Annotated in this window: 14 protein-coding genes; 2 read left to right on the top strand and 12 right to left on the bottom strand. The window is 70.6% G+C overall.

The features are described from left to right. Positions 1-9: 9 nt before the first annotated feature. The 5 genes from EAO75_RS00920 to EAO75_RS00900 all read right to left on the bottom strand — a co-directional run bounded on the left by EAO75_RS00920 (position 10) and on the right by EAO75_RS00900 (position 4,668). Complete coding sequence (locus tag EAO75_RS00920; protein ID WP_147993100.1) at positions 10-1,203, bottom strand: glycine C-acetyltransferase; 1,194 nt, start codon at positions 1,201-1,203, stop codon at positions 10-12. A 36-nt stretch (positions 1,204-1,239) separates the two neighbouring features. After that, positions 1,240-2,268 carry an L-threonine 3-dehydrogenase gene (gene tdh, locus EAO75_RS00915; protein WP_147993099.1) on the bottom strand — a complete coding sequence of 343 codons (1,029 nt, stop codon included), beginning with the start codon at positions 2,266-2,268 and terminating at the stop codon, positions 1,240-1,242. A gap of 181 nt (positions 2,269-2,449) precedes the next feature. Continuing rightward, positions 2,450-2,821, bottom strand: a complete 372-nt coding sequence (locus EAO75_RS00910; protein ID WP_147993098.1) for a YybH family protein — start codon at positions 2,819-2,821, stop codon at positions 2,450-2,452. A gap of 56 nt (positions 2,822-2,877) precedes the next feature. After that, the gene (locus EAO75_RS00905) at positions 2,878-3,591 is read right to left on the bottom strand and encodes an SDR family NAD(P)-dependent oxidoreductase (protein WP_147993097.1); all 714 of its coding nucleotides are present in this window, start codon (positions 3,589-3,591) and stop codon (positions 2,878-2,880) included. Positions 3,592-3,738: 147 nt separating this feature from the next. Continuing rightward, positions 3,739-4,668, bottom strand: coding sequence for a LysR family transcriptional regulator (locus tag EAO75_RS00900; protein ID WP_147993096.1), 930 nt, complete (start codon positions 4,666-4,668; stop codon positions 3,739-3,741). Positions 4,669-4,803: 135 nt separating this feature from the next. On the opposite strand from EAO75_RS00900, the gene EAO75_RS00895 reads away from it, so the two are divergent. Then, positions 4,804-5,106: a muconolactone Delta-isomerase family protein gene (locus EAO75_RS00895; RefSeq protein WP_147993095.1), complete on the top strand. Its 303-nt coding sequence runs from the start codon at positions 4,804-4,806 to the stop codon at positions 5,104-5,106. A gap of 200 nt (positions 5,107-5,306) precedes the next feature. Further along, complete coding sequence (locus tag EAO75_RS00890) at positions 5,307-5,912, top strand: GOLPH3/VPS74 family protein (RefSeq protein ID WP_147993094.1); 606 nt, start codon at positions 5,307-5,309, stop codon at positions 5,910-5,912. A 21-nt stretch (positions 5,913-5,933) separates the two neighbouring features. Here the strand turns inward: EAO75_RS00890 and EAO75_RS00885 are convergent, their stop codons facing one another. From EAO75_RS00885 to EAO75_RS00855, 7 genes are all read right to left on the bottom strand, one after another. Continuing rightward, the gene (locus EAO75_RS00885) at positions 5,934-6,527 is read right to left on the bottom strand and encodes a TetR/AcrR family transcriptional regulator (protein WP_147993093.1); all 594 of its coding nucleotides are present in this window, start codon (positions 6,525-6,527) and stop codon (positions 5,934-5,936) included. A gap of 67 nt (positions 6,528-6,594) precedes the next feature. Continuing rightward, positions 6,595-7,173, bottom strand: coding sequence for a GAF domain-containing protein (locus EAO75_RS00880; RefSeq protein ID WP_147993092.1), 579 nt, complete (start codon positions 7,171-7,173; stop codon positions 6,595-6,597). A 61-nt stretch (positions 7,174-7,234) separates the two neighbouring features. Further along, positions 7,235-7,834: a GTP-binding protein gene (locus EAO75_RS00875; protein ID WP_147993091.1), complete on the bottom strand. Its 600-nt coding sequence runs from the start codon at positions 7,832-7,834 to the stop codon at positions 7,235-7,237. Next, entirely contained in the window at positions 7,812-8,183 is a 372-nt protein-coding gene (locus EAO75_RS00870; protein WP_147993090.1) for a DUF742 domain-containing protein, read from the bottom strand. Before EAO75_RS00870 ends, EAO75_RS00875 begins: the two co-directional genes overlap by 23 nt. A 2-nt stretch (positions 8,184-8,185) precedes the next feature. After that, the gene (locus tag EAO75_RS00865; protein WP_147993089.1) at positions 8,186-8,620 is read right to left on the bottom strand and encodes a roadblock/LC7 domain-containing protein; all 435 of its coding nucleotides are present in this window, start codon (positions 8,618-8,620) and stop codon (positions 8,186-8,188) included. 92 nt (positions 8,621-8,712) lie between these two features. Further along, on the bottom strand, positions 8,713-11,037 hold the full coding sequence (locus EAO75_RS00860) for an ATP-binding protein (RefSeq protein WP_147993088.1): 2,325 nt from the start codon (positions 11,035-11,037) through the stop codon (positions 8,713-8,715). Positions 11,038-11,579: 542 nt separating this feature from the next. Then, a complete protein-coding gene (locus tag EAO75_RS00855) occupies positions 11,580-12,755 on the bottom strand; it encodes an MBL fold metallo-hydrolase (protein ID WP_147993087.1) in 1,176 nt (391 codons plus the stop codon).

The raw sequence follows: 12,755 nt of genomic DNA, 5'->3' as shown, positions 1-12,755 counted from the left end.
GGCCGGACGTCAGGCCTCCAGTTCCGCCCGGGCGGCGATGAAGGCGTCCACGGCACGGTTGACGTCGTCCGTCGAGTGCGCGGCGGACAGCTGGACGCGGATGCGGGCCTGGTCCTGCGGCACCACCGGGTACGAGAAGCCGATCACGTACACGCCGCGCTCCAGCAGCAGCTCGGCCAGCCGGGCGGCCTTTGCCGCGTCGCCGATCATCACGGGCGCGATGGCGTGGTCGCCAGGGAGGATCTCGAAGCCCTCCTCCGTCATACGGTGGCGGAACAGGGCGGTGTTCTCCGTGAGCCGGACGCGCAGGTCGTCGGCCGCCTCCAGCAGGTCGAGGACCTTCAGGGAAGCCGCCGCGATCACCGGGGCGAGGGTGTTCGAGAAGAGGTACGGCCGGGAGCGCTGGCGCAGCAGGGCGACGATCTCGGCGCGGGCCGCGACGTAGCCGCCGGAGGCGCCGCCGAGCGCCTTGCCGAGGGTGCCCGTGATGATGTCGACGCGGTCCATGACGCCGTGCAGCTCGGGGGTGCCGCGGCCGCCGGGGCCGACGAAGCCGACGGCGTGCGAGTCGTCGACCATGACCATGGCGTCGTAGCGGTCGGCGAGGTCGCAGATCTCGCGCAGCGGCGCCACATAGCCGTCCATGGAGAAGACGCCGTCGGTGACGATCAGCCGGCGCCGGGCGTCCGACGCGTCCTTCAACTGCCGCTCGAGATCGGCCATGTCGCGGTTGGCGTACCGGAAGCGGCGGGCCTTGGACAGCCGGATGCCGTCGATGATCGACGCGTGGTTGAGGGCGTCTGAGATCACCGCGTCCTCGGGGCCGAGCAGCGTCTCGAACACGCCGCCGTTGGCGTCGAAGCAGGAGGAGTACAGAATCGTGTCCTCCTGGCCGAGGAACGCCGACAGCCTGGCCTCCAGCTCCTTGTGCACCTCCTGCGTGCCGCAGATGAAGCGGACCGAGGCCATGCCGTAGCCCCAGCGGTCGAGCGCCTGGTGGGCGGCGGCGATCACCTCGGGGTGGTCGGCGAGGCCGAGGTAGTTGTTGGCGCAGAAGTTGAGGACCTCGCCGGGGCGGCCGCCCGCGCTGACGTTGACGGTCGCTGACTGCGGGGTGTCGATGACGCGCTCGGGCTTGTGCAGGCCGGCGGCACGGATCTCGTCGAGGGTGGCACGCAGGTCGTCGCGCACGGAGTCGAACATGAGAAGGCTCCTGAAGGTGCTGGCGATTGAGGGGGGTTACGCGGTCCAGTCGAGGATGACCTTGCCGCCGCGGCCGCTCGCCGCGTCGGCGAACGCCGCCTCGAAGTCGCGGTAGCCGTACCGGCCGGTGATCACGGGCGCGAGGTCGAGGCCGCCTTCCAGCAGCACGGACATCGCGTACCAGGTCTCGAACATCTCGCGGCCGTAGATGCCCTTGATCGTGATCATCGAGGTCACGATCCGGGCCCAGTCGACCGGGAACTCCTGGGCCGGCAGACCCAGCATGGCGATACGGCCGCCGTGCGTCATGTTGGCGATCATGTCGCGCATCGCCTCGGGGCGGCCTGACATCTCCAGGCCGATGTCGAAGCCCTCACGCAGGCCGAGTGCGCGCTGGCCCTCGGCGATGCTCGCCTCGGACACGTTCAGCGCGAGGCTCACACCGATCTTGCGGGCCAGCTCCAGCCGCTCCTCGCTGACGTCGGTGATCATGACGTGGCGCGCGCCCGCGTGCCGGGCCACGGCCGCCGCCATGAGGCCGATCGGGCCGGCTCCGGTGATCAGGACGTCCTCGCCGACCAGCGGGAACGACAGCGCGGTGTGCACGGCGTTGCCGAACGGGTCGAAGATCGCGGCGACATCGAGGTCGACGGGCACACGGTGCACCCACACATTGGCGGCGGGCAGCGCGACGTACTCGGCGAAGGCGCCGTCCCGTCCGACGCCGAGGCCGACCGTGGCGCGGCACAGGTGGCGGCGGCCGGCCAGACAGTTGCGGCACTTGCCGCAGACCAGGTGGCCTTCGCCGCTGACCCGGTCTCCGGGGTTGATGTCGGCCACGTCCCGGCCGGTTTCGACGACCTCGCCGACGAACTCGTGCCCGACCACGAGCGGGGTACGGATCGACTGCTGCGCCCAGCCGTCCCAGGACCGGATGTGCAGATCGGTGCCGCAGATCCCGGTGCGCAGCACCTTGATCAGTACATCGCCGGGGCCGACGGCCGGCTCCGGAACGTCCGCGAGCCACAGCCCGGGCTCCGCCTTCTCCTTGACCAGCGCCTTCAACGCTACGGCTCCTGTGCGTGAGGTCCCGGCTGCGGGCATGCCGATGGCGCCCGCAGCCGGGGAGGGGGGTGGAATCGCGTAGCAATCTGCCGTACTGCGGCGCCGCGGTCCATCGAGGATTTCTTAAGCGGCGCCACAGCTTTCCTTCACGCCCTGCTCTCGGCTGCTCGTGAAGAGGGGCCTAGTCGAGGCGGGAGACCTGGTAGTGGCTGATGTACCAGTCGTCCCCGACGAGGGTCACGAGGACCGCGAGCTTGACGTCCAGCGCAGGCCGGTCGGTGAACGAGAACCGGACGTCCATGTAGCCGAGGACGAGGCCGTCGGCAGGCTGCCTGGTCTCGAGGATGCGGTATGTGGCCCGCATACCCAGTGGCTGGGAGGCGTAGTACTCGGCCACACCTGGCCGGCCGACGGTGTAGGGGTGCAGCCCCTGGAAGATGGCGTCCTCGGTGAAGCGGGAGGCGACACGCTCGGGTTGGTGCCCGTCGACACCGGCCTTCCACTGGTCGAGGACGCTGCTCAGGATCGCCTTCGCGTCCTTCGTGGCGGTCATGCTCACTCCTTGGTCGTTCCCATGTACGTTTCCCGGGTCGTGGCTCGGACGGGCCGTCAGTGTCCGGCGCTCATACCGCCGTCGACGTGCAGGATCTCGCCGGTGACGAACGGAGCCGTCTCCAGATAGAGCACGGCGTCGACGATGTCGCTCACTTCGCCCATCCGCCCCACCGGGTGCAGGGCGGCGAGGAACTCGTGGTTCTCCTCCGGATGCATGGGGGTCTTGATGGTGCCGGGCGACACGGCGTTGACGCGGATGCCACGGGTCGCGTACTCGATGGCGAGGGACTTGGTGGCGGACTGCACCCCGCCCTTGGTCAGCGAAGCGAGGACGGACGGGACGTTGGAGTCCGCGTTGTCGACCAGGCTGGTGGTGATGGCCACCACGTGCCCGCCGCCCTGGGCGAGCAGGTGCGGCACGGCCCGCTGGGTGAGGTGGAAGACGCCGGACAGGTTGATCCCGATCACGGCGGCGTAGTCCTCGGCCGTGTACTCGGTGAACGGCTTCGCGACGAAGATGCCCGCGTTGTTGACCACGGTGTCGATCCGGCCGAACCGCTCGACGGCCGCGGCGACGACCCGCTCCGCGGTGGCGGGATCGGCGATGTCGCCCTGCACGGTGAGGACGTCGGCGTCGTCGACGGGTGCGATGGTGCGCGAGGTCGCGACGACGGCGTATCCGAGCTTGCGGTAGCCCTCGACGAGGGCGGCGCCTATGCCCTGCGAGGCGCCGGTGATGATCGCGACCTTCTGGTTCCGAGTGCTCATGGTGACCTTCCTCAAGCTGATGACCGTACTAGCCGACCGGTCGACTATTTGGAAGGTAAGTCGGGCTCGCGGCAACGTCAAAGGTCAGAAGGGGTTTACGCGGGACCCGTTTCCTCCCGTGTGGGAGGCACCGGCTCCCAGTACAGGTCAGCGCCCGAGTGCGTACGGATCGTCCGAGGGCAGCCAGGCATCCGGGGTGCGTATCCCGAGGTCCCCGACGCCGTCGCACAGGGCGTCGACGACGGCCAGGACGCCGGTGCGCAGTTCGCTCTCACGCCGGACGAGGGACCAGGTCCAGTACACCTTCGGCGCGTCGACCTCCCGGCGGACCAGGTCGGGTGGCAGTGGAGTGGTCTGCCCCTTGGGCGAGTTGAGGACGGGGCGGGTGCAGCGGCGGACGTGGTCGAAGAAGGCGGGCCCGGTGATGGCTCCGTCGGAGATGCGTACGGCCTTGGCGCCGGTGTCCCGCGCCAGTTCCTCGGCGTATTCGTTCCAGGACGCCCAGGACGTGACGTCGTCGTCGATGAGCACGTCCATGTCCCGCGCCGCGACGTCACCGGTGTCCGTGCCCTTGGCCACGGCGTAGAGCCGGTCCGCGCCGATGAGCCGGGCCCGCAGCCCGAGCCGCTTCAGGTCCTCGGTCCGCACCCAGCACACGGCGAGGTCCAGGCTGCCGTCGGCGACCCGGGCGGCCTGGGTGTGGGAGGGCGCGACCCATGCGTCGACATGCACCCGGGCCACCGGGGCGGTGCGTGAAGTCAGATCCGCGGGGAGCCAGTTGACGTAGCCGAGCCGTACCGACTCCGAGCCCGACAGTCGGCCGGCCCGCCGCTTCAGGTCGTCGGCCCGTTCCAGCAGGGACCGGGTGTGCGGGAGCAGGGCGGCGCCGGCCGGGGTGAGGGAGACCGAGCGGCGATCACGGTCGAAAAGCCGCACCCCCAGATCCCGCTCGAGCGCCTTGATCTGCTGGGAGAGCGAGGGCCCGGCGATGAGCAACCGCTCGGCGGCCCGGCCGAAGTTCAGTTCCTCGGCGACGGCGACGAAGTACCGCAGTTGGCGCAGCTCCACGCCGGTCATGCTACGCGCGCTGGGAGGCTGCGCCTATCAGCAGCGAGCAAGCCGGTCCTGGCATCGGCGCAGGTGACGAGCACACGATGGGGGCATCGCGGCCGCCGGCACCGCAGCGCGGCCCGCCCCCTGAGGAGAGAGGCCATGCGCGAGTTCCTGGTCGAGATCACCACCACCGTCCCCGAGGGCACCGGGCAGGAGGAGGTCGACCGGCGGCGCTCCGCCGAGGCCGCCCGCGCCGCGGAACTGGCCGCCACCGGCAACCTCGCCCGCCTGTGGCGCCCCGTGGGCGAGCTGCGCAGCATCGGGGTGTGGCGGGCCACCGACGAGGAGGAACTCCACGAGAAGGTACTCGGCACACTGCCGTTGCGCCCCTGGATGACACTGACCGTCACCCCGCTGGAGTCCCACCCCAACGACCCGGGCCGGCTCGACGCCTCCCGGTGACCGCCCCACCCCCCGGCCCTGCTCCTGACCGCCCTCGTGGGCCGCGGCCGCCGCCGCGCTGAGAATGGTGTGCGCGCACCACATGGTGGTAGTACGCCACACAGTGCCCGAACGGCAGCGAGAATCGACGTAGTACGCCCGGAGCACCGAGGCATGCCGATACCCGCCCCGCTACTCGGCCGACTGACCAGGAGCCGCTCATGAACACCGCACGGGACCTCGCGATCGTCGCTCTGGACATGGCGCCGGACCACACAGTGGAACAAGGCGATCTGTCGCTCGCGCTCGCGGCGGCGGAGGTGTTCGACCTCATCGACGCCCGGGCCCTCGTCCTGGACGGCGACCTCATCACACCCAGCGCGCAGGCGCCGACGGGCGACCGCCTGCTGGACGAGGCCGCCTCCTCACTCGTACGGCAGGACCCGTACGAGTCGGTCGAGGACTGGCTGTGGCGCCGGGGCCGGGGACTGTCCGCGGCCTACGTCCAGGATCTGGAGCGCGTGGGGCTCACCGCCCGGCCGCGCAGCCGCCGGATTTCGCTGCGGGCCACACGGACGGCGCCGGTGGACTCGGCGGCCCGGCGTCAGGCGGAGGAGCGCTGGACGTCGGGCGAGCCGGTCCTCGCCGCCCTGGCCACCGCCGCGGGGATCAACGACGAGTCGGCCGACGCCACCGAGGAGCTGACCGACGAAGCGGTCACGACCGTGCTGGCCGCCGTCGGCAACGCGGTGATGGAGCTGGAGGCCGTACGGCAGCGGCGGGCGATCGAGGACGCCGCGTTCGACAACGTGTGGCGCGGCTTCTAGGGGTTGATGCGGGGCCGAGGGTCAGCGGGCGCCGAGCAGCGCCAGGCAGTTGTCCCACAGCGGGCTCATGCGCTCCGTGCTGTTGTAGAGCTTGGCGAACATCACCTGGCCCTCCAGCTGCGCCACCACGGCCCGCGCCGCCTGACGCGTGTCCGGCACGGTGACGTCGCCGCGCTCCCGGGCCTCGGTGACGACCGTCTGGACCATGTCGACCTGCGCGTCGAAGATCTCCTGCAATCGCCGGCGCACCGCCTCGGTCTGGTTGCTCAATTCCAGCGTGAGGTTGCCGAACAGGCAGCCCGACACGGTGCCGCAGCCCTCTTGGACGGCGCGCTGGCCCGCCTGAGTCTCCTCGAACAGTTGCCGCAGCCGCTGCAACGGCTCCCCGTCACCGTCCAGGACGCGCGCCCAGTCGCGCCGCTGGGCCGCCCAGTGCTCGTCGACGACCGCGAGCGCGAGGGACTCCTTCGACTCGAAGAAGTAGTAGAAGCTGCCCTTCGGTACCCCGGCCGCCTTGCAGATCTCGGCCACGCCCAACGCCGAGTAGCCGCGCCCCTCGATCAGCGAGCGCGCGGCACCGAGGATCTTCTGCCTGGCGTCACTGGTGCGTCCCACGGCTCCAGTGTACGGAAGTACTAGACCGGTCGGCTAGGAGTTCGGGGCCACATGGTCCGCCGCCCCTTCAGAGCAGCGGGAGACCGTCCGCCTCCCGTCGTTCCAGCCGGGTCACCAGGTCCGCGGCCGACGCCTTGATGGTCTCCAGCCCGGCCCTCCCCCAGGGCCGCGGCTCCACGTCCACGACACACACCGTGCCGAGCGCCATACCCGTACTGTCGATGAGCGGCGCGCCCATGTAGGAGCGGATACCGAACTCGTCGACTATCGGATTCCCGGCGAACCGCGGATAGTCGCAGACGTCCTCCAGGACCAGTGCCTTGCGTCGCACGACCACATGGGGGCAGAACCCATGGTCGCGCTCCATATGGCGGCCCAGCTCCGGCTTGGCTTCGTCGGCCCGCGCGAGTGTCACCCTGTGCCGTGCGTGCAGCCCGGCGAAGAACTGCCGGTTCTCGTCGATGAAGTTGACCATGGCGTACGGCGCCCCGGTGAGGTCGGCGAGATGGTCCGCGAAGACGTCGAGGGCCGGGTCGGCATGGTCTCCCAGCCCCAGCCGGAAAAGCCGCTGGGCGCGGGCGGGGGCCTCCTTGTCCTCGGGGGTCAGCAGCAGGCGAGCGACCGGATGGGGTGGGCCGTAGCTCATGGGCGGTTTCCGTCCCTGTGGGCGTACGTCATATGCGGCTCCGTGCGGGTGTGTGCGGCTGTCACATGTGGGCGCCATGGCTTGGCGCGGGTGCCGGCGTGTGGGCGATGAGGTGCCGTACCAGGGTCAGCAGCGTCTGAACGCCGGAGCTGGAGATGCGGGCGTCGCAGCGGACGACGGGGATCTCTGGGTCGAGGTCGATGGCGGCGCGGACCTCCTCCGGGTCGTAGCGGTGGCCGCCGTCGAACTCGTTGATCGCCACGATGAAGCCGAGGCCTCGCTGCTCGAAGAAGTCGACCGCGGCGAAGCAGTCCTCCAATCGTCGGGTGTCGGCGAGGATGACCGCACCGAGCGCACCCTCCGAGAGTTCGTCCCACATGAACCAGAACCGTTCCTGTCCGGGTGTGCCGAACAGGTACAGGACGTGTTCCGGATCGAGCGTGATGCGGCCGAAGTCCATGGCCACCGTCGTCTCGACCTTGTTCTCGACGCCTTCGAGGCTGTCGGTCGCGGCGCTGACGGTGGTGAGCAGTTCCTCCGTACTGAGTGGTGCGATCTCGCTGACCGCGCCCACGAAGGTCGTCTTGCCTACCCCGAACCCTCCCGCCACCAAGATCTTCAGTGCGGTGGGGAAGGGGTCAGAGCTGTCGTCGTAGTCCATCGAGCACTGCCTCCAGAAGGGCCCGGTCTGTCGGGTTGTGGTGGAACTCGGGGGGCTTGGTGGTGAGCGCCCCGCAGTCGACGAGGTCCGACAGCAGCACCTTGGTGACCGCGGCCGGCAGCTTCAGGTGGGCGGCCACCTCGGCGACCGAGACGGGAGCGCGGCACAGGTCGAGCGCCTGCTCGTGCTCGGGGCCGAGATAGCCGAGGGGGGTCGCCCCGGTGGCCATCACCTGCGACATGAGGTCGAGCGCGACGGTGGGCCTGGTACGGCCGTTGCTGACCGTGAAAGGGCGCACCAGCCGTCCGGCCGCGTCGTCGAGCCAGGGCCCGTCGCCGGCCGCCGTCATGTTCAAGGCCTCAACGCCGAGGGTTCGACGGAGTGCTGCCGGGGGGCGGTGATCAGGTACGGACGGACGCTCTTGACCAGCATGGCCATCTCGTAGCCCAGCACCGCCGCGTCGGCCTCGCGGCCGGCCAGCACGGCGAGACAGGTACCGGATCCGGCGGTGGTCACGAAGAGCAGGGTCGAGTCGAGCTCCACGACGACCTGACGCACCTCTCCTCCGTCGCCGAAGCGGACTCCGGCGCTGCGGCCGAGGGAGTACAGGCCGGAGGCCAGGGCGGCCATGTGGTCGGCGCTGTCCGGGTCGAGGCCGTGGACCGACTTCACGAGCCCGTCGCAGGAGAGGAGGACCGCGCTGCTGGTGTGGGGTACGCGCTGGACGAGGCCGCTCATCAGCCAGTCGAGATCGGAGACATGGGCGGTCGGCGCTTCGCTCGCCATGGTGGATCGACTCCTTGAGGTACGAAGGTCTGCGGGAGCGCTGGGGTTGGGGGTGGTCTCCCAGGCGGACTTCGAGCTGGTCACGGTCGTGGTCATCCGGCTGGTGCGCTCCCGTCAGGCCAGGTGGTGTGGTCGGTACCGGGCGCGGGCCCGGGGTGCGGCTCGGTCATATGGGCCGGGTCCATGGGCGAGACGTCCATAGGCGGCCGCGTGGTCATGGGGGTCACATCCATGTGGAGTGCATCCAGGGACGTCGGGCGCAGATGTGTGGGCTGCGGGCGAGCTGTGTCGAGGCTCGTCGGCTCCAGTCGGCTGGGCGCCGGGCGTACGGACTCCAGGTGGGTGGGCTGGGAGACCGTGGGTTCCGGACGGGTCGACTCCGGGGTGAGTGACGTGGTGTCGGTCGTGGTGTGCGGTGAGGGGGTGTAGGCGGGGGTGATCCCGTGGGTGGTGGAGGTGTGCGCCGAGTCCATGTGGCCCGCGCTCGTGTGGCCGCTGCTCATGCTCGTGTGGCCGGTGGCCATGTGGTCTGCGCCCATGTACCCCGCATCCAGATGCTCGGCATCCCCCCGCACCGACTCCATGTGCTGCTGCGTCTCGGCCAGCCCGATCCCCCGCTGGAAGGCCGCCATCAGCCCCGGGTCGTGCCCGGCGAGAGAGTCGGACTCCTGTCGTGGTGCGGGACCACCACGGAGTTGGGGTGCGATGTGTTCCTGGSCGCGGCGGCGCGGGAGTTGGGGCTTGCCCATGGTGCCGCGGACGGTGCTGACGCGTGGGGTCGGCGGTGCGCCGGTGTTCTCCGCGACGCGCCGGCGATCGTCGGGCCTGATGCCGGGCACGGCCTCAGCCGGGTTGGCCCGTTCCTGGGCGCCCCGCACGGGCAGCGGTGCCGGTGCGGTGCCGTTCGCGCTCGGGGCCTCGCCCCTTCCGCGGCCCTGCGGCTCGTGCCGACGCGGCGCGGCCTGCGACACCGACGACGCCTGTGACGTCTCGGTCATGCCGCGCTGTCCACCGCTCTGCGCTCCGACCGGCGCAGCCGCCGCGGCCGACCCGGCAGACGTAGGGTGCCGACGCTGCTGAGGCGGCACGGGCGGCTGCTGACGCGCCTGCGGCGAGGACGGTGAAGAGGCCTGTGGAGGAGCCTGCGGCGGCATGGCCGTACCGGCCGTCCCTTGCGGCTCCTCCCGGACCGCACCCGCCCGCGCTCCCGGTTCAGTCCCCAACAAACCCTGCGGCACCACCAGTACGGCCTGCACACCGCCGTAGATGTTGGTCTGGAGGCGCACATGGATGCCATGCCGCTTCGCGAGTTGCGACACCACGAACAGCCCGATGCGTCCGTCCGCCAACAGGCTGGCGACATTGACCTGGTCGGGGTCGGTGAGCAGAGCGTTCATGCGGTTCTGCTCACCTACGGGCATGCCGAGCCCGCGGTCCTCGACCTCGACGGCGAGCCCCGAGGTCACGAGGTTGGCCCGGAGCAGCACCTGGGTGTGGGGGGCGGAGAACACCGTGGCGTTCTCGACCAGTTCGGCCAGCAGGTGGATGACGTCGGCGACGGCGTGCCCGCGCAGGGTGCCGTCGATCGGCGGCACGAGCTTGACGCGCGAGTACTGCTCGACCTCGGCGATGGCCGAGCGCAGCACCTCGGTCATGGAGACCGGGTTGCTCCACTGCCGGCGGGAGACGGCGCCGCCGAGGACGGCGAGGTTCTCCGCGTGGCGGCGGATGCGGGTGGCGAGGTGGTCGACGTGGAAGAGCCCCTTGAGCAGGTCGGGGTCCTCGATCTCGTTCTCCAGCTCGTCGAGGATGGAGATCTCCCGGTGCACCAGCGACTGAAGGCGCCGGGCGAGATTGACGAAGACTTCCAGCTTCTGCTCGCTGCCCGCCTGGCTGGAGAGCTGGGCGGCCTGGACGACGGCGGTGACGGCGCCGTCGTGGGCACGGGCCAGGTCGGCTGCGAGCAGTTCGAAGTCGTCGGCGCCCTCGGGCGGACCGCTGCGGGACTTGCGCTTCGGCGGCCCGTCGCCGCGCCGCAGTGTCTCGACGAGGGTCCGCAGATCGGCCTCGCTGCGCGCGCTGCTGCGGCGCAGTGCGCGGATGCGGTCGCTCACGGACCTGGCGGTGCGGTTGGCGGCCACGGCGGCGATCAGGATGCCCGCCAAGGTCACCGAGACCGCGCCGGCGAGCACGGCCCACAGGGTGAGGCTCGGCCGCACGCCCGTGGAGCGCACCACGAACAGCACGGCCGCGCAGGCGCTGAGGGTGACCGCGACGGGTGGCAGCACCGCCAGCCGCAGCAGTTGGGGCCGTATATGGGTCTCGGGCAGCGCGGGTGCGGTGCGGGCAGCCGGGCGCCCGTGCCGCCCGCCCTCACGGCGGTCTGCGCGTGTGGCCGGGGCGCGTAGATGAGACATCGGGGTCCTCAGTACTGGTCCGTCGGTCGGGGGCCTGGGGGTGCGCGCGCTCTGCGCGGCCCGGGGCGTGCGCCATCACGATGTCGGTCGACAGAGCCGACGAATTCGGCTCCGCGTCGCCCGACGGACACTGACAGTAGTCGCCTTCGCATCAAGTGCGGTGGGCAGTTGACAAACTCCCGCAGGCAGCGTCCCGCTCTGGTATGAGGTCTCGTACGACAGACCGATAACCCGTTCCACCGTTCGCCCACAAGGAGCATTCGAACGATCGGACCTGGTCAGAAGTGGTCACGGGAAAAGTCGAGGGGCGGGGCACTTTACGTGCCCCGCCCCTCGACGACGTCTCGACCTCTCACCCGCAACCACCCCGGCCGGGACGTTTCCGCACCTCTCGCGCCCGGTTCTCCTACCCCCAGAACGTCACCGGCAGTAGCGGCGCACGGTTCCACTCAAGCGCCCTCACGCCCACTCACGCGCCCCGCAGGAATCGCCGTACAGGGGCGCAAGGAGTGACTCGTCGCGCCCCCCAACGGTGGGTCGCGCTAGGAAACTGCCGTCCCGTCCGGCGCCGAAGCCACCGGCGGCCATGCCTGCCACCCCTCGGCGGGCGTCTCCGCGACATCCCGCCACCACGGCGTCACCGCCGCCAACGAGGCCGGCTCGAAGGGCTCACCGCAGGGCGGAGCCGCCATCGTGACCCCGGCCTTGTGCGTGGCCCGCATCATCCACTCGCCGGGCTCCGCCCACGGATGCGGCGCCAGGTTGAAGGTGCCCCAGTGGATCGGCAGCATGACGCCGGCCGCAGGATCGCCGCCCTGAAGGTCGAGGTGGGCCCGGACGCCCTCGTCCGGCGTCATGTGGATGTCGGGCCAGAAGTCCGAGTAGGCGCCGACCTGGATCATCGTGGCGTCGAACGGGCCGTGCTCGGCGCCGATGTCCTTGAAGCCGTCGAAATAGCCGGTGTCGCCGCTGTGGTAGATCCGGTGCTCGTCCGAGGCGACGACCCAGGACGCCCAGAGCGTGTGCTGGGTGTTGCGCAGTCCGCGCCCGCAGAAGTGGCGGGCCGGGCTGGCGGTCAGGGTGAGCCCGCCGACCTTCGTCGTCTCGTGCCAGTCCAGCTCACGGAGCCGGTCGGCGGACACTCCCCACTGTTCGAGGTGGCCGCCGACGCCGAGCGGCACGGCGAAGAGCGTGTCGGTGCCGGCCAACGCCTTGATCGTGGGCATGTCGAGGTGGTCGTAGTGATCGTGCGAGATCACGACGACGTCGACCGGCCCCAGAGCGGCCAGCGGCAGCGGCACGGGGTGCAGCCGCTTCGGTCCGGCGAAGGGGAACGGGGAGCACCGCTCGCCCCACACCGGGTCGAAGAGGACGCGATGCCCGTCGATCTCCGCAAGGATGCTGGAGTGTCCCATCCAGGTCAGGCGCAGTCCCGTGGCGGGCGGCTTGGCCAGGTCGGCAAAGGTGGTGGGGTGCACCGGCACGGTGCCCTTCGGGGCCCGGTGGGGCCGGGATTCCTTGTCGAAGTAGATCTTGGCGAACTCCAGCATCGACCCCGAGGGCCGGGTCCGGGCGATACCCCCGGGGTTCTGGAAGACCCCGTCCTTGAAGTGCGGCGATCTACGGATCCGCGCCATGCGCTCACCGCTCGGATCCACGCCGAAGGCCTCGGGCCGCAGGGCGCGCAGCCCGGAGCTCGGGAATCGGAAACCGGCCAC

This window comes from Streptomyces sp. UW30, from assembly GCF_008042075.1.
Lineage (GTDB): Bacteria > Actinomycetota > Actinomycetes > Streptomycetales > Streptomycetaceae > Streptomyces.
The sequence above is the reverse complement of the archived record's forward strand: the minus strand, read 5'-3'. Positions and strand labels throughout refer to the sequence as shown.

Excerpts from the sequence above, each read along its gene's own strand:
- EAO75_RS00920 (WP_147993100.1), bottom strand. The coding sequence starts at position 1,203 with ATGTTCGACTCCGTGCGCGACGACCTGCGTGCCACCCTCGACGAGATC.
- EAO75_RS00870 (WP_147993090.1), bottom strand. The coding sequence starts at position 8,183 with ATGACGGCGGCCGGCGACGGGCCCTGGCTCGACGACGCGGCCGGACGG.
- EAO75_RS00875 (WP_147993091.1), bottom strand. The coding sequence starts at position 7,834 with ATGGACTACGACGACAGCTCTGACCCCTTCCCCACCGCACTGAAGATC.
- EAO75_RS00880 (WP_147993092.1), bottom strand. The coding sequence starts at position 7,173 with ATGAGCTACGGCCCACCCCATCCGGTCGCTCGCCTGCTGCTGACCCCC.
- EAO75_RS00890 (WP_147993094.1), top strand. The coding sequence starts at position 5,307 with ATGAACACCGCACGGGACCTCGCGATCGTCGCTCTGGACATGGCGCCG.
- EAO75_RS00905 (WP_147993097.1), bottom strand. The coding sequence starts at position 3,591 with ATGAGCACTCGGAACCAGAAGGTCGCGATCATCACCGGCGCCTCGCAG.
- EAO75_RS00900 (WP_147993096.1), bottom strand. The coding sequence starts at position 4,668 with ATGACCGGCGTGGAGCTGCGCCAACTGCGGTACTTCGTCGCCGTCGCC.
- EAO75_RS00865 (WP_147993089.1), bottom strand. The coding sequence starts at position 8,620 with ATGGCGAGCGAAGCGCCGACCGCCCATGTCTCCGATCTCGACTGGCTG.
- EAO75_RS00910 (WP_147993098.1), bottom strand. The coding sequence starts at position 2,821 with ATGACCGCCACGAAGGACGCGAAGGCGATCCTGAGCAGCGTCCTCGAC.
- EAO75_RS00895 (WP_147993095.1), top strand. The coding sequence starts at position 4,804 with ATGCGCGAGTTCCTGGTCGAGATCACCACCACCGTCCCCGAGGGCACC.